The sequence below is a fragment of the Aminobacter sp. J44 genome, from assembly GCF_007829415.1.
Lineage (GTDB): Bacteria > Pseudomonadota > Alphaproteobacteria > Rhizobiales > Rhizobiaceae > Aerobium.
In genome coordinates, this window is the sequence record NZ_VLJG01000029.1 from 17,129 (window position 1) to 38,091 (window position 20,963).

At 64.2% G+C, this 20,963-nt stretch carries 22 protein-coding genes; 13 read left to right on the plus strand and 9 right to left on the minus strand.

The window, feature by feature from the left end; all coding sequences use genetic code 11:
- Positions 1-169 precede the first annotated feature (169 nt).
- Together L610_RS12235 and L610_RS12240 are read right to left on the minus strand one after the other, a co-directional pair.
- Complete coding sequence (locus L610_RS12235) at positions 170-493, minus strand: c-type cytochrome (RefSeq protein WP_144705410.1); 324 nt, start codon at positions 491-493, stop codon at positions 170-172.
- A 49-nt stretch (positions 494-542) separates the two neighbouring features.
- On the minus strand, positions 543-2,426 hold the full coding sequence (locus tag L610_RS12240; RefSeq protein ID WP_144705412.1) for a heavy metal translocating P-type ATPase: 1,884 nt from the start codon (positions 2,424-2,426) through the stop codon (positions 543-545).
- 310 nt (positions 2,427-2,736) lie between these two features.
- Between L610_RS12240 and L610_RS12245 the strand changes: the two genes are divergently transcribed.
- Positions 2,737-3,576, plus strand: a complete 840-nt coding sequence (locus L610_RS12245; RefSeq protein ID WP_024849335.1) for a universal stress protein — start codon at positions 2,737-2,739, stop codon at positions 3,574-3,576.
- Here the strand turns inward: L610_RS12245 and L610_RS12250 are convergent.
- Entirely contained in the window at positions 3,573-4,136 is a 564-nt protein-coding gene (locus tag L610_RS12250) for a pyridoxamine 5'-phosphate oxidase family protein (RefSeq protein ID WP_348602317.1), read from the minus strand. The genes L610_RS12245 and L610_RS12250 overlap by 4 nt on opposite strands.
- A gap of 70 nt (positions 4,137-4,206) precedes the next feature.
- Between L610_RS12250 and L610_RS12255 the strand changes: the two genes are divergently transcribed.
- Positions 4,207-4,479: an EAL domain-containing protein gene (locus L610_RS12255; protein WP_024849333.1), complete on the plus strand. Its 273-nt coding sequence runs from the start codon at positions 4,207-4,209 to the stop codon at positions 4,477-4,479.
- A gap of 197 nt (positions 4,480-4,676) precedes the next feature.
- Here the strand turns inward: L610_RS12255 and L610_RS12260 are convergent, their stop codons facing one another.
- Together L610_RS12260 and L610_RS12265 are read right to left on the minus strand one after the other, a co-directional pair.
- Positions 4,677-6,254 (minus strand): aldehyde dehydrogenase family protein, encoded by a 1,578-nt coding sequence (locus L610_RS12260; RefSeq protein ID WP_024849332.1) that lies wholly within the window; start codon positions 6,252-6,254, stop codon positions 4,677-4,679.
- 33 nt (positions 6,255-6,287) lie between these two features.
- Entirely contained in the window at positions 6,288-7,898 is a 1,611-nt protein-coding gene (locus tag L610_RS12265; RefSeq protein ID WP_144705414.1) for an AMP-binding protein, read from the minus strand.
- Positions 7,899-8,073: 175 nt separating this feature from the next.
- Here L610_RS12265 and L610_RS12270 point away from each other — a divergent pair, with 175 nt between their 5' ends.
- The 7 genes from L610_RS12270 to L610_RS12300 all read left to right on the plus strand — a co-directional run bounded on the left by L610_RS12270 (position 8,074) and on the right by L610_RS12300 (position 13,981).
- Complete coding sequence (locus tag L610_RS12270) at positions 8,074-8,808, plus strand: enoyl-CoA hydratase/isomerase family protein (protein WP_024849330.1); 735 nt, start codon at positions 8,074-8,076, stop codon at positions 8,806-8,808.
- A 72-nt stretch (positions 8,809-8,880) separates the two neighbouring features.
- The gene (locus tag L610_RS12275; protein WP_024849329.1) at positions 8,881-10,083 is read left to right on the plus strand and encodes an ABC transporter substrate-binding protein; all 1,203 of its coding nucleotides are present in this window, start codon (positions 8,881-8,883) and stop codon (positions 10,081-10,083) included.
- A gap of 11 nt (positions 10,084-10,094) precedes the next feature.
- Positions 10,095-10,892 (plus strand): ABC transporter ATP-binding protein, encoded by a 798-nt coding sequence (locus tag L610_RS12280; protein ID WP_024849328.1) that lies wholly within the window; start codon positions 10,095-10,097, stop codon positions 10,890-10,892.
- Positions 10,879-11,634, plus strand: a complete 756-nt coding sequence (locus L610_RS12285; protein ID WP_024849327.1) for an ABC transporter ATP-binding protein — start codon at positions 10,879-10,881, stop codon at positions 11,632-11,634. Before L610_RS12280 ends, L610_RS12285 begins: the two co-directional genes overlap by 14 nt.
- A gap of 4 nt (positions 11,635-11,638) precedes the next feature.
- Positions 11,639-12,526 (plus strand): branched-chain amino acid ABC transporter permease, encoded by an 888-nt coding sequence (locus L610_RS12290; RefSeq protein WP_144705416.1) that lies wholly within the window; start codon positions 11,639-11,641, stop codon positions 12,524-12,526.
- 1 nt (position 12,527) lies between these two features.
- On the plus strand, positions 12,528-13,496 hold the full coding sequence (locus tag L610_RS12295) for a branched-chain amino acid ABC transporter permease (RefSeq protein WP_024849325.1): 969 nt from the start codon (positions 12,528-12,530) through the stop codon (positions 13,494-13,496).
- Entirely contained in the window at positions 13,493-13,981 is a 489-nt protein-coding gene (locus tag L610_RS12300; protein WP_024849324.1) for a thioesterase family protein, read from the plus strand. Before L610_RS12295 ends, L610_RS12300 begins: the two co-directional genes overlap by 4 nt.
- Positions 13,982-14,058: 77 nt before the next feature.
- Here the strand turns inward: L610_RS12300 and L610_RS12305 are convergent, their stop codons facing one another.
- From L610_RS12305 to L610_RS12320, 4 genes are read right to left on the minus strand one after another with little or no spacing between them, the layout of a single operon-like run.
- Positions 14,059-15,261 carry an acetyl-CoA C-acyltransferase gene (locus L610_RS12305; protein WP_024849323.1) on the minus strand — a complete coding sequence of 401 codons (1,203 nt, stop codon included), beginning with the start codon at positions 15,259-15,261 and terminating at the stop codon, positions 14,059-14,061.
- A 15-nt stretch (positions 15,262-15,276) separates the two neighbouring features.
- Positions 15,277-15,732 (minus strand): thioesterase family protein, encoded by a 456-nt coding sequence (locus L610_RS12310; protein ID WP_144705418.1) that lies wholly within the window; start codon positions 15,730-15,732, stop codon positions 15,277-15,279.
- 3 nt (positions 15,733-15,735) lie between these two features.
- Entirely contained in the window at positions 15,736-16,650 is a 915-nt protein-coding gene (locus tag L610_RS12315; RefSeq protein WP_024849321.1) for an SDR family NAD(P)-dependent oxidoreductase, read from the minus strand.
- Positions 16,650-17,093, minus strand: a complete 444-nt coding sequence (locus L610_RS12320) for a MaoC family dehydratase (protein ID WP_024849320.1) — start codon at positions 17,091-17,093, stop codon at positions 16,650-16,652. Before L610_RS12320 ends, L610_RS12315 begins: the two co-directional genes overlap by 1 nt.
- A 175-nt stretch (positions 17,094-17,268) precedes the next feature.
- On the opposite strand from L610_RS12320, the gene L610_RS12325 reads away from it, so the two are divergent.
- The 4 genes from L610_RS12325 to L610_RS12340 form a co-directional block, all read left to right on the plus strand.
- Positions 17,269-17,985: a TetR/AcrR family transcriptional regulator gene (locus L610_RS12325; protein WP_084466143.1), complete on the plus strand. Its 717-nt coding sequence runs from the start codon at positions 17,269-17,271 to the stop codon at positions 17,983-17,985.
- Positions 17,986-18,048: 63 nt separating this feature from the next.
- A complete protein-coding gene (locus tag L610_RS12330; RefSeq protein ID WP_024849354.1) occupies positions 18,049-19,215 on the plus strand; it encodes an iron-containing alcohol dehydrogenase in 1,167 nt (388 codons plus the stop codon).
- Between the two features lie 88 nt (positions 19,216-19,303).
- The gene (locus tag L610_RS12335) at positions 19,304-20,623 is read left to right on the plus strand and encodes an aspartate aminotransferase family protein (RefSeq protein ID WP_024849319.1); all 1,320 of its coding nucleotides are present in this window, start codon (positions 19,304-19,306) and stop codon (positions 20,621-20,623) included.
- A gap of 74 nt (positions 20,624-20,697) precedes the next feature.
- On the plus strand, positions 20,698-20,963 hold a 266-nt coding region (locus L610_RS12340), incomplete at its 3' end, for an aldehyde dehydrogenase family protein (RefSeq protein WP_144705420.1).

The following is a 20,963-nucleotide window of genomic DNA, read 5'->3' on the forward strand; positions in this document are numbered from 1 at the left end:
TCACTGCCCCGTCGCCGCGCGCGTGTCGCATACTCCTGCGAACGGGGTGCCGAATTGACCTTCGTCAACTGGCCGAACTACTTGCTGCTTTCACAGTATCCACGCTGTGGAACTGCGCTATTCGGTTCAGGAAGCAAGCTACGCTGGGTCAGGACCTGACCCGGTTGTTTCACTGGGAACCGGCAATGTCGTGCATGAAGGTCACGAGATCAGCGGCCTGCTGCGGATCGGGCTCAAAGTCCGGCATCACGGCGTGCTTCTTGAACACGGCGCCCTCCAGCATCTTCGCGAGCGCATCAGCAGGAATCCTTGCCGGAATTTCCCGGAACGGCGGGGCCTCCTTCAGCGGACTTTCATCGATCTGGGTGATGGCGTGGCACTCCGCGCAGTTCGCCTCGGCGATGCGGCGGCCGCGAAAGGCGCTTTCGACGGCATCATCCGCAGCGGCCGGCCCCGCCGTAGCGGCCATCATCAGGATTACGCGTCGCCACATGGCAATCTCCTCGGATTCGAACTCTACGGCCTACGAAACATGCACCGCGCTAATGCGAAGCTAACGCGTCAGTCTTTCGCGTGTCACCTGGCGCGCGCAGGGCCCGCAGCGCATTGAGGATCACTGCAAGGTCAATGCCTTCCTGCATGAGCGCGCCCTGCACCGGCGTGAGATACCCGGCAGCTGCGGCTGCCMTGCCGAGGCCCGACAATGCCAACCCGGCGATTACGCTCTGCAACGCGATGCGGAGCGTGCGATGCGCGATCCCGAAGGCTTCCGCCACGGGGTAAAGCCTGTCCGGCAGGATGACCACGTCAGCGGCCTGCGAGGATGCGGTTGCGCCCCGCGCGCCCATCGCCACGCCGACCGTCGCAGTGGCGAGCGCCGGGGCATCGTTGATGCCGTCGCCGACCATCATGACCGGCTGCTGTGCCAGTTCCTCACGAACCACATTGACCTTAGTTTCTGGCGACGCCTGCGCCACGACGCGATCGAGCGGCAGCGCGGCCGACATGCGCGTGGCAGCGTCCGCGACGTCGCCGGTCAGCAGCACCATGCGCGATATACCGAGTTCGTGCAGGCGCCGAAGCGTCTGTGCCGTATCCGGGCGAAGCGCATCGCCGAAGGTGAATACCGCCGAAACCTTGCCGTCGACCTCAACATAGACGCGCAGGACCGCCTCGTCGCGATAGCGCTCCTCGCTCGCCGCGCACCAGCCGGGCAGGCTGTTGCCATTGAGGAGATAGTCGCGCGACCCGACTCTGACGCGGCGACCTGTGACCATTCCTGACAGCCCGGCCCCACGCGTCTCGCTGACGTTGTCGGGCGTCGGCAGCACAAGGTTTTTGGTGCGGGCAAGATGGGTGATGGCGCCTGCAACCACATGGTTCGAGACTTGCTCGAGCGACGCTGCCAGCATCCACGCCTCGTCCTCGTCGACCCCCGGCGCGTACTCCGCTTCGAGCAGTTCGGCGCCTCCCAGCGTCAGCGTTCCGGTCTTGTCGAAGATGGCGGTCCTGACCTTGGCCAGCGCCTCAATGGTCTGGCTTCCTTTCATCAGGACGCCAAACCGGGCCGCGCGCGAAATGCCGCCGATAAAGGCAACGGGTGCCGCAAGGATCAGCGGGCACGGCGTCGCCACAACCAACACCGCAAGGGCGCGCAGCGGATCGCCGGACCACCACCAAGCCGCGCCCGCAACCAGCAGCGCGACCGGCAGGAGGAGGAGCGCGAACCTGTCAGCCATACGTGTAAACGGAGCCCGTGCAGTCTGAGCAGCTTCGACCAGCCGAATGATGCCCGCATAAGTGCTTTGTTCGGCACGCGCCGTTGCCCGGATCGCGAAGGCGTCTCCCGCGTTGACGATTCCGCTGCGCAGAACCTGCCCGGCGTGACGGGTGACAGGCAGCGGCTCGCCCGTAAGCGCGGATTCATCCAGCCTTGCCTCGGGATCAAGAAGCTCGCCATCGACCGGCACAAGCTCTCCCGCCTGCACGATCAGTTCGTCGTCGATCTCGACCTTAGCAACCTGCACCGTTTCCAGCTGACCGTTGCGGCGTCGGTGCGCCGTGCGCGGCGAGCGGTCCTGCAGCGCCCGCAGGTCACGCTCGGCACGGCCACGAGCGAAATCCTCGAGCAGCGTGCCGCCCGAATACATCAGCGCCACGACTACGGCCGCCAGCGGTTCGCCCAGCAGCAGCGCGGCCGTCATCGACACGAGCGCGATCGCGTCAACACCAACTCGCCCGATGAGAAAGTCCCGCACGATCGAAACGACCAGAACGACGATCACCGGCACAGTGCCTGCCGTCCAGACAACGGTGGTGGTCATGCCGCCCCAAGCCGGCACCCAGCCGGCCGAGATAAGCAGGCCAAGGCACAGCGTCGCGAATGCAAGAAATGCGAGGGCCCGCCGAAATATTGTTTCTGACATGATGCGCCCCTTGCTCGGCAGTATGCGTTTCGCGGCATCGGCCGCGCAGATGCCACATTCTTCTATCTGGCCCGCCCGAGCGGCAGTTATCCGGCCGGGGAAAGTGAATACGTTCTAGGCGGCCTTAGGCGAATTGTTACTCCGCCGCATTGATCCACGACAACATGGCAGGCTGCCAGGAAGGGGGTGACAAGCTCGTCTCCCGTTTACACATTTCCGGGGAAACTCATTGACGTAACGCAAAGCAAATCCGCATCACCGCGCATATTTGTCTTCGCAGAAGCCAGTATGAGCGCTAACGGAGGCTCAAATGACGTTCAGGACGATCCTCACAGTCACCGGCCCAGACCAGGAATTCGACGACCTCAGGCACGCGGCCGACATGTGCGAAAGCGCCGGAGCACATCTTGCCGTCCTGGTGGTGGGGATGGCCTCCCCTCCGCCCGTCGGCCTCTACACGGCCGCGGTGGTGTCGGACGCCTGGGTGCAGGAGCGCGGAAATGACGAGAAGCGTGTGGCCGACCGAGCACGGGCCATCACTGAATTCCTCGCCAGCAAGCGGATCTCGTCGGATGTAGCGACCGCTTTTACCGAAGTCGCCTTTGCCGACGAAGCAATCGGCCGCCGCGCCCGCTATGCCGACCTCACCGTGCTTGGCCCGGAGACGCTTGGCTCGGAAGAGCTCGGCCCGAAGGCGCTCGAGGGCGCGCTGTTTGCGTCCGGCCGCCCGCTGCTGATCCTCCCGAAGGATGCCAATGCGACTCTGAATCCGAAGCGCGTCGTGATTGGCTGGGACGCGCGGGTCGAGGCCGCACGTGCCGTGCGCGAAGCGCTTCAGATCCTCGTCGCCGCCGAGGACGTGCGCCTGCTGCTGGTCGATCCGCGCGAGGGCGAGAACGGCCATGGCGCCGAGCCAGGCGCGGATGCTGCCCGGTATCTCGCCCGCCACGGCGTCAAGACGACGGTCGAACGGCTGCCAAGCCTGGGCAAGCCGGTTGCGGACATCATCCGCCGCTATACGCGCGATGTGGGCGCGGACATGCTGGTCATGGGCGCGTACGGCCATTCCCGCATGCGCGAGAAGATCTTTGGCGGCGTCACCAGGTCGATGCTGGAAGCGCCGGCGCTGCCGACCTTCCTTGCCCGCTAGGGTTGTTCCTCGACGTCAATGGCCTCTCGCCCGGTCACCCGGTCGATATGGATCCGGAAGAAGGTATGCGGCGACTGGTCCGTCACCGGGGGTAGCTCGGGTTTCAGCGCCCCCGGCTCCCACCAGTCCGAGTACTTGCTGAGCAGCGTCCACGCCCGTTCTCGAAGCGTCTTGTGCCCGATCCGGTCGGGCAGCTCCTCGAAGCTGCCTTCGGCCATCGCGCTCTTCCAGCTGCGCCCGCTGCCGGTCTCCTCAACCAGAAGCGCCACCTTCGGGTTCGCGCGCATGATGTCGAGCTTGCGCCCCGGCAGAGTGAACGCATAGGCGTGCCCTTCCGCATAGGCATAGAAGATGGTGACGACATAGGGCTGGCCGTCCAGCGAGCAGCCAAGCCGCGCCACCCGCTTCGCCTCGATCAGGCTGATGCATTGATTGTGGGTCAGTTCCCGGATGATCATCATCGCCTCCTCTTCATTGTCCGAGTAGTGGCAGCTCGAATTCTCGCCGCGGGCGGCTAAAGACTCTCCGCCCGGCGCTGCAGTCGACACGCCCGCTGCCATTGTCACTCGATAGTGCGCGCAAGGATAGTGAACGTCGCTTCTGATCCGGCGGCCTTGACGCTCGTCAATCGTGTCGGCCCGCCCCGCAGTTCAAAAATGGCAGTTTACCGCCGATGTCATCAAGGTCGATAAATCGTTCATCGACCGGATCGGCGCGAATGACGGCAAGGCGCCCGCGGTGATCGACGCCGTGCTGCAGATGGCGAACCGCCTCGACATGGTGCCGGTCGCGGAAGGCATCAAGACAGGCGCCAAGCAGCTCACCTCTGCGCATGCGGTTGCACGCTCGGTCCGTTTTCTTCAGCCGGCTGGTCGCTGGGTCCAAAGTCCCTGCACTGCTTGAAGAGAACGGCGCATCTGTGCTTCGTACGCGCCGCGGCCAACCAAAGCCCCACCGGAGGCGTACTCGACACGCGGTATACAGAAGCAGTCACGTTGGCGTTCGTCGGCGTAATACCTCATACCAAAAGAGAATCGCCGCTCCTCGGAGAGGAACGACGATGCTGAAATGCTGTCCGAGAAGCCGGCCCGTCTTTGGGTTCAATCCTTCCAGATCGTATGGCTCTGCTCGCGCATGAACTGTGGCAGGTAGAAGGGGCCGAGCCCGCCCTTGCCGGACAGGCCCGAGCCTTTCCAGCCGCAGAAGGTCTGGATGCCGGGCCATGCGCCGGTCGTTGCGCCGCTGGCGCGATTGACGTAGAGCGCGCCGGCCTGTGCCCTGTCGAGGAAGAGGTCGATTTCGGCCTGGTCGCTCGCATAGCAGCCTGCGGTGAGGCCATAGGCGACGGCATTGCCGTCGGCGATAGCCGCTTCAAGGTCGTCAAAGACCTGAACCGTCAGGAACGGCAGGAACAGCTCGTCGCGGTGAAGCGCATGGTCTGCCGGCAGGCTGTCGACGATGGTTGGCTCGACATAGAAGCCGTGATCGTAGATGCCGCCGGAGAGCCTGTTGCCTCCCGCAAGGATGCGTCCGTCGCGCGCCGCTTCGGCGCTCGCCTTCTCGAAGCGGCGGAATGCTGCCTCGTTGATGATCGGGCCCATGAAGATGTCGCGGCCGCAAGGATCACCTATGCGGATCGACTTCGTCAGCGCCACCAGCCGGTCAGCGAAGGCGTCGCGAATGCTGGAATGGACATAGACTCTGGAGCCCGCCGAACACTTCTGGCCCTGGAGGCCGAAGGCCGAGCGCATCATGCCCTGCGCCGCGCGCTCGACATCGGCGGAAGCGGCGACATAAGTCGGGTTCTTGCCACCCATCTCGGCGATCACCGGGCGATTGAAGACGCCGCTCGCGACCTTCCGAAGCATCTCGGAGCCGACCTTGTGGCTGCCCGTAAAGGCAAAGCCGTCAAAGCCCGGATGATCGACCATCGCCTGTCCGGTGCTGCCGTCGCCGCAGATCATGTTGAGAACGCCAGCCGGAAGCCCGGCAGCATCGGCAGCCCGCATGATGAGGGCCCCCGTCAGCCCCGCAAACTCGCTCGGCTTGTAGACGACCGTGTTGCCGGCGATCAGCGCGCTCGACAGCATGCCGACCGACAGTGCCAGCGGGAAGTTGAACGGCGCGATCACGCCGAAGACGCCGTAGGGGCGTAGCCGGTCGCTGGTCTCTTCATTATCGAACGCACGTTGAAGCGGGCGAACAAAGCCGTTGTTTTCCTCCATCTGCGCGCCGTAGTAGCGCACGAGGTCGATCGCCTCCTCGGCCTCGCCCATTGCTTCAAGCCGCGACTTGCCGACCTCGATGAGACAGGCGGCGGCGAGCTCGAACTTTTCCTTTTCGAGCTGGTCGGCAAAGCGGCGCATCGCAACGAGGCGCTCCTGCCACGGCATCGCGCCCCACGATTTCTGAGCGGTGCGGGCAGCGGCAACGGCACGTTCGACGACCGCGGCGTCTGCGCGGTGGAAGCGGCCAAGCAGGATACGGTTGTCGATAGGCGAGAAGGCTTCGTAGCTCGCCCCTGCAGCAAGATCCTCGCCGCCAATGCGATGCGGCCAGGTCTGACCGAGGAGTTCTGCGCGCACCTTCGCGATCACCGTGTCGAGCAGATCATGGACGCCGGAAAAATCGGCCTGGATGTTGGAATAGGTGACGCGCGGCAGTGCGGTCTGAGACATGTGAAAAATCCTTGATCGAACCTCTGGCGAGTGTCAGGCGCTGGCCCGGGCCGGCGCGGGCGTATTGCGGTCGAACGTGTCCGGCGTAACGCCTTCCGTGCGCAGGATGTGCTTTTGCACCTTGCCGGAGGCGGTTTTCGGCAGCTCATCCAGCACGCGAACGTAGCGCGGGACCATGAAGTGCGGCAGCGTCCTCGTCAGTTCTTCCGTAACCGCCACCGGATCGATGGTGGCGCCTTCGACCGGTGTCACGACGATCAGCACCTCGTCCTCGCTGAACTCGGACGGCACCGCGACGGCGGCGCATTCACGGATCGTCGGAATGTTCAGCACCTCGCTTTCAAGCGCGAAGGACGAGATGTTCTCGCCGCGGCGACGGATCACGTCCTTGAGGCGGTCGACGAAGAAGTAGGTGCCGTCCGTATCGCGGCGGAAGCCGTCGCCGGTGTGGAACCAGCCGTTGCGCATCGCCTCAACGGTGGCCTTCGGATTGTTGTAATAACCGCGCATCAGCGCCCACGGACGGTGGGTGCGCACGATGAGCTCGCCAACCTGTCCGTCCGGTACCTCGACATCGTTCTCGTCGACGATGCGCAGTTCATACCAGGGGCGCGGCTTGCCAGCGATGCCCTTGGCCGTGATGCCAGGACCAGCAACCATTGGCGAGGAAATCTCCGTCATGTTGTAGATGGTCCAGGCGTCGACTCCGAAACGCTCGGCAAACAGCGGACCGTCTTCGCCGAAAGGAGTGATGAAGGCGCGGCGCAGCGGATGGTTCTTGTCGTCCGGGGACAGCGGCTGCTTCAGCAGGAAGCTCGCCATCACGCCCAGCAACAGGCAGTAGGTCGAGCCGGTGTCGCGCACGGCCTGCCAGAAGGTTCCGGTCTTGAACTCGCGCATCATGCCGATGGAGAGGCCCCGCGCCAGCATGGCGTAGACATAGAGCGTCGAGCCGCAGTGGAAAATCGGGCCGCAGATCATGCAGCGGTCGTCCTCGTCGACGCAGTCGAATGCATCCGGACCCATGGTGTAGAGCTGCGTGTAGCTGCTCATCACGCCCTTGGCGTTTCCGGTCGTGCCGGACGTATACATGATGGCGTAGAGATCCCACGGCTCGATCGGGCTGGAGAGCTCAAGCAGGCTCGCGTCTTCGTCTGCCGGGTCTTCCAGCTGGCGAACGTCAAGCCCGGCAACTGGCTGCGCCTCACCCTCGACGACCAGCACGGTCTTCACCTTGCCCGGAGCGACTTCGCTGAGGCGCTCGACCAGCGGGGAAGCCGCAACAAGAAGCGGCGCGTCAGCGTCTTCAAGAATGTGCTCGAGCACGCGACCGCGGGCTGCCGTGTTGATTGGCACGTAGACCGCGCCGAGATAGTTGATGGCGAACCAGGTGCAGAGCAGGTCGGGGCCGTTGCCCATCATGCACAGCACGTGGTCGCCGCGCTTCACCCCCGCGCGGGCGAGCGTGGTGGCGCGCAGGCGCACGCGCCGCAGCGTTTCGGCGTAACTCCATGCGTCGCCCGGCCAGAACTGCACGAACGGCGCCTCGGGCCGCTCGGCCGCGTAGGTCTCTAGTATGTAACGGAGCACCGCTCGGTTGCGGTCGAGTGCCGGATCCGATGCGCAGACTGTACCGGTCGTCATGTCCTCTCCTTCCGAAGGCCTCAGGGCATTTCAAAGCCGCTGGGCTCCTCCCCAGTCGCTATGTGCCCGACGAAAATATGCCTTGCAATCCCGAAAACAGATATGCAACATACTCGGTAGTATGTCAAAGCGGTTTATGAGGAACCGCGCATCGGCTGGGGTCTTGGGAGGGCCAATGACGGCAGTAGTGACGTCCGTTGAGGGCAAGGTAGCGACGGTTCGTTTCGACCGTGGCGGCAAGGCGAATGCCCTGAACTCGGAACTCATCCGCGGACTGGAAACGGCCGCCATCGATGTGGGCCAGCGTGCCGACGTTGCCACCGTCGTTCTGACGGGCGCAGCCGGAATCTTCGCCGCCGGGGTCGACCTCAAGGACGATCAGCTCTGGAAGACGGGCGCTGGCGACGTGGAACGCGCGCAGGCGATGAACGCCGGCGGGCGCATGACCGATGCCTGGAGGCAGGTGCCGCAGCCCGTGATCGCCGCGATCGAGGGCCCCGCCATTGGCGGCGGTGCGATTCTGGCGCTCACCGCGGATTTCCGCGTCATGGCCGCTTCTTCCTATATGCGCTTTCCGGAAGTGCGTCTTGGCATGACGCTGGGCTGGGGCGGCTTGCCGCTCCTGGTCGAGCGTGTTGGCTCGTCGCGCGCAAAGCGCATCCTGTTCTGCGACGAGAAGATCGGCGCGGAGGAAGCCCTGTCGCTTGGCCTCTGCGACCGCATCGTTGAGGACGGCGCCGCCGTAGCCGCCGCCTGCGATTGGGCGGCCGAACTTGCCGAAATCCCTGCGCTCGCCCTGCGGATGACCAAGTCCGCCATTGACGGGCACGCCCGCCAGAACTGGGCGGCGTGGAGCGAGGCTGATCAGTTCTATCTGTCGCGGCGAATTCTCGAAGAAGCCAGCCGCTAATCAAGACGGGGTCGGGCGGGAGCACGGCATCCGGGCATCAGGCACATCTGTGCCTTAAGGAGGAGCATGAGAATGAAGAATTTGAAGACCATCATCCTGTCGACGGTGTTCACGCTGTCGGCAACCGCCGCCTTCGCGGATCCGTACCGTATCGGCGTTCTGACGGACATGTCCGGCATGAACTACGACCTCGCGGGCCAGGGCTCCGTCGTCGCAGCGCAGATGGCCGTTGAGGATTTCGGTGGCAAGCTGCTGGGCGAGGACATCGAGGTCATCGTCGGCGACCACCAGAACAAGCCGGATGTCGGCTCGACCCTCGCACGTACCTGGATCGACGAGCAGAACGTCGTCGCCGTTGTCGACGTGCCGACCTCGTCGGTGGCCATGGCCGTTCAGGAAATCACCCGCCAGAAGGACACCGCGTTCCTGATCTCGACCGCCGGCTCGTCGGCGCTCACCGCCGAAGCCTGCTCGGCGTCGACGGCGCAGTGGACCTGGGACACCTATGCGCTCGCCAACGGCACCGGCCGCGCGCTCACGCAGGGCGGCGCAAAGAAGTGGTACTTCATCACTGTCGACTACACCTTCGGCCATGCGCTCGAGGCTGACACCACTCAGGCTGTGACCGCAGCTGGGGGCGAGGTCATCGGTTCCGTCCGCCATCCGCGCGAGACCACCGACTTCTCGTCCTACATCCTGCAGGCGCAGGCTTCCGGCGCAGACGTGATCGCGCTCGCCAACTCGTCGGGCGACACCATGACGGCGCTGAAGCAGATGCAGGAATTCGGCATCACCGAGGCTGGCCAGAAGGTCGCCGGCATGCTGCTGTTCCTCACCGACGTCCAGGGCGTTGGTCTCGACATCGCGCAGGACCTGACGCTCACCACCGCCTTCTACTGGGACATGGACGATGCGACCCGCGAGTGGTCGGCACGCTACAGCGAGCGCATGGAAGGCAAGAAGCCGACCATGGTCCACGCCGGCGTCTACTCGGCCGTCATGAACTACCTGAAGGCTGCGGAAGCTTCCGGCCAGGCCAAGAGCGGCTCGAAGGTCATGGAGACCATGCGCGGCATGGACATCAACGACTTCTTCAACCGCAATGCCTACCTGCGTGAAGACGGCCGCGTCGTGCACGACATGTTCCTCGTCCGCGTGAAGAAGCCGTCCGAGTCCACCTCCGAGGGCGACCTCTACGAGGTTCTCGCCACGATCCCGGGCAACGAGGCGTTCGCTTCGCTCGAAAACAGCACCTGCCCGCTCGTCAAGAAGTGATCCCAGCGACCATGACCACTCATCCAGCCGCGGCTCCTGCCGATGCTGGCGCGCCCCGTGCCGTTCTCTCGGCACGGGGGCTGACCAAGCGCTTCGGACCGTTCCTCGCCGTCAACAACGTCGACATCGACGTCTGCCACGGTCGGATCCACGCGCTGATCGGCCCCAACGGCGCCGGCAAGAGCACCGTGTTCAACCTGTTGACCAAGTTCCTCAAGCCCACTGCGGGTCGCATCGTGCTCGATGGGACCGACATCACGGCGATGGATCCGGCCAGCGTGGCGCGGATGGGCATGGTCAGGTCGTTCCAGATCTCCGCCACCTTTGGCGACATGACGCTGCTGGACAACGTCCGCGTTGCCCTGCAGCGGCCGAACAACCTGTCGCGACAGTTCTGGCGCTCGCTGATTAGCCTTGACCGGCTCAACCGGCAGGCGATGGAACTGCTGGACCGCGTCGGCCTTGCCGACATGGCGCACCTTCGCGCCAACAACCTTTCCTACGGACGAAAGCGTGCGCTTGAAATCGCGACGACGCTGGCCCTCGAGCCGCGCGTCCTACTCCTCGACGAACCGCTGGCCGGCATGGGCCAGGAGGACGTCGAGCACATGGCAAAGCTTATCAAGACCGTCTCGCGCGACTGCGCGCTGCTGATGGTCGAGCACAATCTCAAGGTCGTCGGCGATATTGGCGACGACATCACCGTGCTGCAGCGGGGCGAGATCCTGGCGCGCGGCGACTACGCGACCGTCAGCGCCGATCCGCGCGTGCGCGAAGCATATATGGGTTCCGAAGATGACAGCCACTGATACGCTGACTGCGCCCGCAAAGGCTGCGCGCGGCGGCGGCGCGGCACCGCAGCTCAAGGTGCGCAAGCTGGAAGCCTGGTACGGCGAGAGCCATGCGCTGCATGGAGTCGACCTCGACGTCTACCCCGGCGAGACCGTCACACTGCTTGGCCGCAACGGCGTCGGAAAGACAACCACGCTGCGCGCCATCATGGGCATCATCCGCAAGCGCAAGGGCGAGGTCGAGTTCGAGCAGAAGTCGATCATGCGCGTGCCATTGCACCGCATCGCCCATGCGGGCCTCGGCTTCGTTCCGGAAGAGCGCGGCATCTTCGCGAGCCTGACCGTTGAGGAAAACCTGACCCTGCCGCCGGTCGTGGCCAGGGGTGGCATGAGCATCGAGAAGATTTATGAGATCTTCCCGAACCTGCTCGAGCGCCGCACCAGCCCGGGCACGAAGCTTTCGGGTGGCGAGCAGCAGATGCTCGCGATCGCCCGCATCCTGCGCACCGGCGTGCGCCTGATCCTCCTGGATGAGCCGACCGAGGGGCTTGCTCCGGTGATCGTCGAGCGTATCGGCGAGGTGCTGAAAGTGCTCAAGGCGCACGGCGTCAGCGTGCTGCTCGTCGAGCAGAACTTCCGCTTTGCATCGCGCATTGCCGACCATTTCTACGTGATGGACCACGGCCAGGTGATCGACAGTTTCTCGGTCTCGGAACTGCCGTCCCGCACCGAGGCACTCAATACGGCCCTGGGGGTGTGAGACCATGACCACCATTTTCGGAGTGGCGCTGCCCGTCCTCACGGGCCAGCTCCTGATCGGTCTGATCAACGGTTCCTTCTATGCGCTGCTGTCGCTCGGCCTCGCCGTGATCTTCGGCCTGCTGCGCATCGTCAATTTCGCCCACGGCGCGTTCTACATGCTGGGCGCGTTTGCGGCATGGATGCTGCTCAATTACGCCGGCATCGGCTACTGGGGCGCGTTGTTCCTGGCGCCGCTGGTTGTTGCTGTGGTGGGCATGGTGATCGAACGCACGATGCTGCGCGCGCTCTACGGCCTCGACCATCTCTATGGCCTGCTGTTCACCTTCGGCCTTGCCCTGCTGCTCGAAGGCGGATTCCGCCACTACTTCGGCACGTCCGGCCAGCCCTATGCGGCACCGGAGGCGCTGCGCGGCGCCACCAACATTGGCTTCATGGTGCTGCCGAACTATCGCGGCTGGGTGGTTCTTGCCTCGCTGGTGGTATGCCTTGGCACCTGGGCGATCATCGAGAAGACGAAGATCGGCGCGTACCTGCGCGCGGCAACCGAGAATTCAACTCTCGTCCAGGCCTTCGGCGTCAACGTGCCGGTGCTGCTCACGCTGACCTACGGCTTCGGCTGCGCCCTGGCCGGCGTTGCTGGCGTGCTTGCCGCGCCGCTGTTCCAGGTCAGCCCGCTGATGGGCTCGAACCTCATCATCATCGTCTTTGCGGTCGTCGTCATTGGCGGCATGGGCTCGATCCTCGGCGCGATCGTCACCGGCTACATGCTCGGCATCGTCGAGGGCCTGTGCAAGGTCTTCTACCCCGAAGCCGCCAACATCGTCGTCTTCGTCATCATGGCCATCGTGCTCCTGCTGCGCCCGGCCGGTCTTTTCGGAAAGGACAGCTGACATGTCCGCGACACACGCCGACACCATCGTCATGCCCACCCGCAAGAGCCCGGTTCCCGCGATCACCTTCGCAGGCCTGATCCTGATCCTCGCGATCCTGCCGGCTTTCGTCTACCCGATATTCGTGATGAAGCTGCTTTGCTTCGTCCTGTTCGCAGCGGCATTCAACTTGCTGCTCGGCTACACGGGGCTGCTGTCCTTCGGCCACGCGGCCTTCTTCGGCGGAGCAGCCTATGTGACGGCACACGCCCTGAAGGTCTGGCAGGTGACGCCCGAACTCGCGATCATCGCGGGCGTGGTGACCTCTATCGTGCTTGGCCTCATCATCGGTGTTGTGGCCATCCGCCGGCAGGGCATCTACTTCGCGATGATCACGCTCGCGATGGCGCAGATGTTCTACTTCTTCTGCCTGCAGGCCCCGTTCACCAACGGCGAGGACGGCATTCAGGGCTTCTCGCGCGGCAACCTGTTCGGGATCATCGATCTCAACGAGACGATGAACCTCTACTACTTCATCGCCGCGGTTTCGGTGCTCTCGCTGGCCCTGATCTGGCGTATCGTCAACTCGCCGTTCGGCCAGATCCTCCGCGCCATCCGCGAAAACGAGCCTCGCACGATCTCGCTCGGCTATTCGGCCCAGCGCTTTAAGCTCGCAGCCTTCGTGATGTCCGCCGGTCTCACTGGTCTTGCCGGCGCGCTCAAGGCGCTGCTGTTCCAGTTCGCGACTCTGGCCGACGTTGCCTGGCAGATGTCGGGTGAAGTCATCCTGATGACGCTGATCGGCGGTATCGGCACTATGGCAGGTCCCGTCGTCGGCGCGGGCATCCTCGTCGGCATGCAGAACTTCCTCGCCACTTCCGGCCTGCCGGTGACGATGGTGCTGGGCGGCACGTTCATGATCTGCGTGCTTCTCTTCCGCCGTGGCGTCGTTGGCGAGTTCCTCCACCTCCTGGAGCGCCGCAAGGGATGACCGACCGCCGCGCGGCCGCAACCTTTACCCGGGCGGATGTCGTCCGCCCGGAATGGGTCGATTACAACGGTCACATGGGCGACTTCGCCTATGCAATCGCCTTTTCCCAGACGGTAACGGCCTTCATGGACGTCATCGGCATCGACCGGACCTACCGGGATGCAACGTCTTCCACGCTCTACACGCTCGACATGCGCATCGGCTACCAGCGCGAGTGCCACGAAGGCCTGGCGCTCGAGCTGACGCTGCATGTGCTGGCGGCGGACGCCAAGCGCATGCATCTCTACCTCGAAATGCATGATGGCGATGGCAACCTCTTAGCCTGGAACGAGCAGGTGCAGCTGCATGTCTCCCGCGCTTCGGGCCTGCCGAAGGCGGCGGCGTTCCCGGAGGATATCGCGGCGCGGATCAAGGAAGCTGCTCAAAAAGCCCCCGCAATCCCGCCGCTCGCGCATATCGAGAAGCGGATCGGCCTCGGCAAATAGTTGAAAAAATCAATCAGACAAACGGAAGGGCCGGCGGATCGCTCCGCCGGCCCTTCTTCTTGTAGGTCGTAAACGTATCAGAGCACTTCGAACAGGCCAGCTGCGCCCATGCCGCCACCAACGCACATGGTGACGACAACGTAGCGGGCACCACGGCGCTTGCCCTCGATCAGCGCGTGACCGACCATGCGCGCACCCGACATGCCATAGGGGTGCCCAATCGAGATCGCACCGCCATCGACGTTGAGCAGCTCGTTCGGGATGCCGAGCTGGTCGCGGGACGGGATAACCTGCGCTGCAAAGGCCTCGTTCAGCTCCCACAGGCCGATATCCTCGACCTTGAGGTTGTGCTGGGCAAGCAGCTTGCGCACCGCCGGAACCGGACCGATGCCCATTTCCTCGGGACCAACGCCCGCGACGGCGATGCCACGGTAGAGGCCGAGCGGCGTCAGGCCGCGCTTCTCCGCTTCGCTACGTTCCATCAGCACTGAAGCCGACGCGCCGTCAGACAGCTGCGAGGCATTGCCGGCGGTGATGAAGCGGCCTTCGGCAATACGCTGGCCATCGCGGAAAACCGGCTTGAGGCCCGCCAGGCTTTCGAGCGTCGTTTCCGGGCGGTTGCCCTCGTCCTTGGCGAGCGTGACTTCCTTCTCGGAAACCGCGCCGGTCGCCTTGTCGGTGACCTGCATGATCGTCGTCAGCGCGACGATCTCGTCATCGAAGCGTCCCGCTGCCTGCGCGCCGGCGGTGCGCTGCTGCGACTGAAGGGCATACTCGTCCTGCGCCTCGCGGCTGACGCCATAGCGGTCAGCGACGATTTCAGCCGTCTCGAGCATCGTCATGTAGGTCTGCGGCAGGTTAGCGTCGATCCAGGGATCGCGCCAGTTTGTGACGTTCATCTGCGCGTTCTGGACCAGCGAAATCTGCTCCACGCCACCGCCAATCGTGACCTGCATGCCATCGGAAATGATCTGCTTGGCGGCAATGGCAATCGCCATCAGGCCCGACGCGCACTGGCGGTCAACGCTCTGGCCGGGAACCGTCACCGGCAGGCCGGCGCGCAGAAGGCCTGTGCGGGCGATGTTCATGTGGGTCGTACCCTGCTGCAGGGCTGCACCGACGACCACATCCTCGATCTCAGCCGGGTCTACGCCAGCGCGCTTGACCGCGTGTTCAATCGCGTGGCCGATCAGGCGCGGCGCGGTCGTCGCATTGAACGCACCACGATACGCCTTCCCGATCGGCGTGCGCGCGGTGGAGACGATTACTGCTTCTCTCATCTGCTTCTCCCAAAATCAGTTGTCGTCAGGCGCCGCCAGCGCCTTGGCGCAGGCAAGAAGCTTGTCGGTCAGTTCGATCGGCCGGCGGGTCTGCCGGTCGACATAGACATGCACGTAGGTTCCGCGCGCAGCGCAGAGCTCCGCGCCGGCAGAGAACAGGCCGAACCCCCAGGTGAGGCTGGTGCGCCCCACCTTCTCGACCCGGGCCCCAACCCAGAGCCGGGTTGGGAAGTTGATCTCGCTGAAGAACTCGGCGCCGTTCTTCACGACAAGGCCGATCGGATCGGTTGCTTCCGGCGAAAGATCCAGCGCGCCATAGTCGATCAGCGCCATGTTCAGGGCGGTATCAAAGTACTTCAGGTAGGCCACGTTGTTGACGTGGCCGTAGATGTCACAGTCCTCCCACTGCAGCACCGTCTCCTGATGCCAGGGATAGGCGCTGCGGGGAAGAGGATAGAGACGTTCGCTCATCTATCAGGCCTGGCCGAGGGCTTTCCGCGCATTCTCGATGATGCGGTCGACGTGGCGCAGGCCTTCCGCCGGCTCGATCGGAGAAGAGATATCGGCAATGCGATCGAAGTTCGCGGCGACGTCGTCCGGCGTCAGCGACTTGCCGGCAAAGCAGACGCCCTCGCTTTCAACGACGGCAAGGCGCGCAACCGTGCCGGCGCCGGCCAGCAGTGCGGTGCGCGACGGCGCGTCCCGGCTGACAAGCCATACCGCAGCCGGCGACACGAGTTCGGGAGCAAGCATCTGCAGCATCTCGTCGCTCATCATGTCGCCGGTCATGCGGGTGGCTGCCGTCGGGAGGATGGCATTCACATGAATTCCGTACTTCGCGCCCTCAAGGTGCAGCGTGTTCATCAGGCCGAGCAGCGCCATTTTCGCCGCGCCGTAGTTGGACTGGCCGAAATTGCCGTAGGCGCCGGAGGTGGAGGAGGTCACTAGGATGCGGCCGTAGTTCTGCTCACGCATCACGCCCCAGACCGCCTTAGTCGCGATCGTCGTGCCCATCAGGTGCACGTCGACAACGGCGCGGAAGTCATCCATCGTCACCTTGGCGAAGGTCTTGTCGCGCAGGATGCCGGCATTGTTGATGAGAGCGTCGACGCGTCCGAATTCGTTCAGCGTGCGCTCCACCATCGCCTCCATGTCGGCCTCGGAGGTAACATTGCCGCCGTCGGCGATTGCACGGCCGCCAGCCTCCCGGATCTCGCGCACGACAGCCTCGGCCGCTGCGGTCGATCCGCCAGTGCCGTCACGCGAGCCGCCAAAATCGTTGACGACGACCGCCGCGCCGTGCGCGGCCAGCATCAGCGCATGCGAGCGCCCCAGCCCGCCACCTGCGCCGGTGACGATGGCAACCTGATCCTTGAAGCTGACGGCCATTAATTCTCTCCTTCCACTACCAGAACCAGCCATTCCGCGATGACGGCCGGCTTCTGAATTCCTTCGATCTCAACTTCCACCGCAAAGCGCCGGAGCTTTCCGCCACCCTTTGGCTCTTCGGAGACGAGCGTGAACTTGCCGCGCAGACGCGATCCGACCGGCACAGGCGTCAGGAACCGGATCTTGTCGAATCCGTAGTTCACCTCGACAACGCCGGGCGCAGGCAAGGGCATGGCGCTATGCGTGAAATGGGTAAGCAGCGACAGCGACAGGAAGCCATGGGCGATCGTGCCGCCATATGGGCCTTCGGCCTTCGCGCGCTCCGGATCCACGTGAATGAACTGATGATCCAGAATCGCGTCGGCGAACCGGTCCACGAACGGCTGATCCACAGTGATCCACTCCGAGATCAACGGTTCGTTCTGGCGGGTCAGTTCATTCATGTGGCTATCCTCTCCCTCAACCTCTGCCGCGTAATCGACAATTGCAACATACCCAGTAGTATGTTTAATGGCAGACGTCTAGCGTTTCGCGTAGCAACTGTTGGGCGCTGAGCAATTGCGTCCCTTATGCAAATCCGCTGATATGCAGGCGGGAGAGAGAATTTTGGAGGATTTGATGGCCAACGCGCGGCTCGATGAGGGAGACAAGCGCGAACTGAGCGAAGCAGAAGCTCTTGTGGAAGCCGATCGTCCGCGCCGCCCAACTCGCGCGCGACGGAAGAACGCCGACGGGGAGCCTGCCGACAACAACATCGACATTCTCGACGTTGCCGCCCAGTGCTTCATGGAAATGGGCTTTCAGGGAGCGAGTATCGATGACGTTGCTCGCCGGCTCGGCGCCACCAAGGGACGCATCTACCACTACTACCGCTCCAAGACCGATCTGTTCTTCGACGTCCACCGCGAAGGGATGCGCCGCCTCAACGAAGCGGTTCACGCCGCGATGCAGACGGGCAGCACCGGCCGCGAAACGCTGCACGCAATGCTTGAGGCGCATGCCCTGACCATGCTGCAGAACATCGCGTACCTCGCCGTCGTCGTGCAGGGCGTACACATGCATCGCCTCGGCGCAACGACGCTCGCGCAGCGCCAGGTGCTGGACGAGATCATGGCGATCCGCCGCGACTTCGAGCACCTGTTCATAGACGTCTTCCGCCGAGGTCAGGAGGACGGCAGCATCCGCGCCGAAAACGCCTCCATCGCCGTCAAGGGCATGCTGGGCGCAGTCAACTGGACCGCGATCTGGTACCGTCCGCGCTCCGGCGAAACACTCGAACACAAGCAGAAGATCGCGCGCGAGCTGGCGACCCGCCAGGTCGAGGGCATCATCTGACGCCGCAATCTCCTTCAGAAATTCGCGTCCGGCAGCCGCCGGAATATCCCAGGGAATGCAGCCATGACTTCTACCCCATTCTCTTTCACCACGGTCGGGCAGATCCACGTCGAGTGGGGCGCCGCCGCCAGGCTCGGCGAACTCCTCGGCAACTGGTTCCCCGCCCGCAACTTGCTGCTCGTGACTGACGGCGGCCTCCACAAGGCAGGCGTACTTGAACCTGCCAAGGCGTCGCTCGCCGCCGCTGGCTTCAAGGTCACCGTGTTCGATGCGGTCGTCGCCGATCCCCCCGAGCAGGTGTTGCTCGACTGCGTTGCACAAGGCCGCACGGCGGACGCAGACATCGTCATCGGCATCGGCGGCGGCTCGTCCATGGACGTCGCCAAGCTCGCCGCGGTGATGCTGGTTAGCGAACAGCCGCTGTCCGAACTCTACGGCATCGGCAAGGTGCAGGGCTCGCGCCTGCCGCTGGTGCAGGTGCCTACGACGGCCGGAACCGGCTCGGAAGTCACCAACATCACGATCCTGACTCGGCCCGACCATTCGAAGATGGGCGTCGTCGCCGACCAGCTCTATGCTGACCGTGTGCTGCTCGACGCCGAGCTCACCGTTGGTTTGCCCGCGCTGCACACCGCGGCGACCGGCATTGACGCAATGGTGCATGCGATCGAAGCCTATACCAGCAAGCACAAGAAGAACCCGCTGTCGGACGCGGCTGCGCGCGAGGCGCTTCACCTCCTCTCATCCAACCTCGTCGCCGCCTGCAAGAACGGCGCGGACCGGGATGCGCGCGAGGCAATGCTGATCGGCGCGCTGCTTGCCGGCCAGGCGTTCGCCAACGCGCCGGTCGCGGCGGTCCACGCCCTCGCCTACCCGCTAGGTGGCCGTTACCACATTCCGCATGGACTCTCGAACGCGCTGATGCTGCAGCCGGTGCTCGAGTTCAACATGAAGGCTGCCGCGCCGCTCTATGCCGAACTCGCAACAGCCGTCGGCGCAGACGTTGCGCAGGATGCAGGATACGAGGCAAAGGCCCAGGCCTTCGTGAAGCGGCTGATCGAACTGATGGATGGCTCCGGCGCGCCGCGTCGCCTGCGTGATGCCGGCGTTGCCGAAGAGATGCTGCCGCAGCTTGCTGCCGATGCGATGCTGCAGACCCGCCTTCTCGGCAACAATCCGGTCGAAGTGACCGAAGCAGACGCGCTCGCTCTCTATCGCGCGGCGTTCTGACGCCTGCAACGGGACAGCACTCCCCCGCTGAGGCTGCGGACGGGGCCCCTCGTCCGCACCACTTTCATCAGCATGTTCCGAGGATACCATGAGCACTTTCGAGACGCCAAAGTCGGCCAGCCTGTATGAGCGCGCCAAGCAGGTGATGCCGGGCGGCAATACGCGCCATACGGTCTTCCGCGCGCCCTACCAGATCTATGCCGAACGCGGCGAAGGCTGCCGCATCATCGACATCGACGGCAACAGCCGCATCGACGCCGTCGGCAACTTCACCTCGCTGATCCACGGCTATGGCTGCGAAGCCATCAAGGCCGCCGCGCGGGAGCAGCTGGAGAAGGGCTTCTGTTTCGGCATGGCGACGCCCGGCGAGGTGCGGCTGTCCGAAATCCTCGTCGAGCGCCTGCCTTCGGTCGAGCATGTGCGGTACTGCAACTCCGGCACCGAGGCAGTCATGAATGCCGTGAAAGTCGCGCGTGCCTTCACCGGTCGTGCCAAGATCGCCAAGTGCGAAGGCGCCTATCACGGCACCTATGATGTGGTGGAAACCAGCCAGGAGGCGCGGCCGGAGAATTGGGGCGACCTCGACGCGCCGAAATCGGTACCAACGGCCGCTGGCACCCCGCAGGGCGTTTTGGATGACGTCGTCGTCATCCCGTTCAACAATGTCGAGCTTGGCGAAAAGATACTGCGCGCCAAGGGCAACGACCTCGCCGGTGTCCTGGTCGACGTGATGCCGAACCGCGCCGGCCTGGTTCCGGCGACCCCAGAATTCCTCGAGATGCTCCGTCGCGTCACGAAAGAGATCGGCGCACTGCTCATCTTCGACGAGGTGATCACCTTCCGCCTTGGCTATAACGGCGCGCAGGGGCGCTATGGCATCAATCCGGATGTCACTGCGCTCGGCAAGATCATCGGCGGCGGCTTCCCGATCGGCGCGGTCGCCGGCCGCAAGGATGTGTTGGCCGTCTACGACCCGACGAATGGCGCACCGAAAGTGCAGCACGGCGGCACCTTCAGCGCCAATCCGATGTCGATGATGGCCGGCATTGCTGCAATGGAAGCCCTGACGCCGGAAGCCTTTGCCCATCTCGAAGCGCTCGGCGACCGCTTTGAAGCCAAAATCGCCACAGTCTTCGAGGAACTCGGCATTGAAGCGCAGGTGACTGGCCTTGGCTCGCTGCGCCGTATCCATCTGAACAAGGCAAGGCTCTCCGATTTCCGCTCAACGGTGCTCGCAAGCGCCGACGGTGCGAAGAAGGTCGCGGCGCTGGCCCGCCTTCTGTTCGACGAAGGCGTGATCATCGCGTCGAATGGCCTCGTCTGCTTCTCAACGCCGATGACCTTCGACGACATCGACGAGATCGTCGAGGCCTTCGCCCGCGCATTGCCGAGGCTGGCGGAGCCCTGAATCGTTTCCACCCTAGATCCATCCCGCAGCCGCTGAACGCGGCTGCCTTCTTTTTCTTTTTTAGCGAGACAGACATGCTGCCCCTGAAAGATCCGGGACTTTTGCGCGACAAGTGCCTCGTCAACGGCGAGTGGGTCGAGGCCCGCTCGGGCAAGACGGTGGACGTGACCAATCCGGCAACCGGCGAGCTGATCGCCYSCGTGCCGTCGCTCTCGGCCGAAGAGGTCGAGGAAGCSATTTCSSAYGCCGACGCCGCCTTCCGCCCCTGGGCAAAGCGCCCGGCCAAGGAGCGCTCGGCGATCCTGCGCAAGTGGTTCGACCTGATGGTCGAGCATGCCGA

What these genes read in the sequence shown, in the direction of transcription:
- L610_RS12235 (WP_144705410.1), bottom strand. Translation starts at nt 493, where the DNA reads ATGTGGCGACGCGTAATCCTGATGATGGCCGCTACGGCGGGGCCGGCC.
- L610_RS12245 (WP_024849335.1), top strand. Translation starts at nt 2,737, where the DNA reads ATGACGTTCAGGACGATCCTCACAGTCACCGGCCCAGACCAGGAATTC.
- L610_RS12250 (WP_348602317.1), bottom strand. Translation starts at nt 4,136, where the DNA reads ATGGCAGCGGGCGTGTCGACTGCAGCGCCGGGCGGAGAGTCTTTAGCC.
- L610_RS12260 (WP_024849332.1), bottom strand. Translation starts at nt 6,254, where the DNA reads ATGTCTCAGACCGCACTGCCGCGCGTCACCTATTCCAACATCCAGGCC.
- L610_RS12265 (WP_144705414.1), bottom strand. Translation starts at nt 7,898, where the DNA reads ATGACGACCGGTACAGTCTGCGCATCGGATCCGGCACTCGACCGCAAC.
- L610_RS12270 (WP_024849330.1), top strand. Translation starts at nt 8,074, where the DNA reads ATGACGGCAGTAGTGACGTCCGTTGAGGGCAAGGTAGCGACGGTTCGT.
- L610_RS12275 (WP_024849329.1), top strand. Translation starts at nt 8,881, where the DNA reads ATGAAGAATTTGAAGACCATCATCCTGTCGACGGTGTTCACGCTGTCG.
- L610_RS12280 (WP_024849328.1), top strand. Translation starts at nt 10,095, where the DNA reads ATGACCACTCATCCAGCCGCGGCTCCTGCCGATGCTGGCGCGCCCCGT.
- L610_RS12285 (WP_024849327.1), top strand. Translation starts at nt 10,879, where the DNA reads ATGACAGCCACTGATACGCTGACTGCGCCCGCAAAGGCTGCGCGCGGC.
- L610_RS12290 (WP_144705416.1), top strand. Translation starts at nt 11,639, where the DNA reads ATGACCACCATTTTCGGAGTGGCGCTGCCCGTCCTCACGGGCCAGCTC.
- L610_RS12295 (WP_024849325.1), top strand. Translation starts at nt 12,528, where the DNA reads ATGTCCGCGACACACGCCGACACCATCGTCATGCCCACCCGCAAGAGC.
- L610_RS12300 (WP_024849324.1), top strand. Translation starts at nt 13,493, where the DNA reads ATGACCGACCGCCGCGCGGCCGCAACCTTTACCCGGGCGGATGTCGTC.
- L610_RS12305 (WP_024849323.1), bottom strand. Translation starts at nt 15,261, where the DNA reads ATGAGAGAAGCAGTAATCGTCTCCACCGCGCGCACGCCGATCGGGAAG.
- L610_RS12310 (WP_144705418.1), bottom strand. Translation starts at nt 15,732, where the DNA reads ATGAGCGAACGTCTCTATCCTCTTCCCCGCAGCGCCTATCCCTGGCAT.
- L610_RS12315 (WP_024849321.1), bottom strand. Translation starts at nt 16,650, where the DNA reads ATGGCCGTCAGCTTCAAGGATCAGGTTGCCATCGTCACCGGCGCAGGT.
- L610_RS12320 (WP_024849320.1), bottom strand. Translation starts at nt 17,093, where the DNA reads ATGAATGAACTGACCCGCCAGAACGAACCGTTGATCTCGGAGTGGATC.
- L610_RS12325 (WP_084466143.1), top strand. Translation starts at nt 17,269, where the DNA reads ATGGCCAACGCGCGGCTCGATGAGGGAGACAAGCGCGAACTGAGCGAA.
- L610_RS12330 (WP_024849354.1), top strand. Translation starts at nt 18,049, where the DNA reads ATGACTTCTACCCCATTCTCTTTCACCACGGTCGGGCAGATCCACGTC.
- L610_RS12335 (WP_024849319.1), top strand. Translation starts at nt 19,304, where the DNA reads ATGAGCACTTTCGAGACGCCAAAGTCGGCCAGCCTGTATGAGCGCGCC.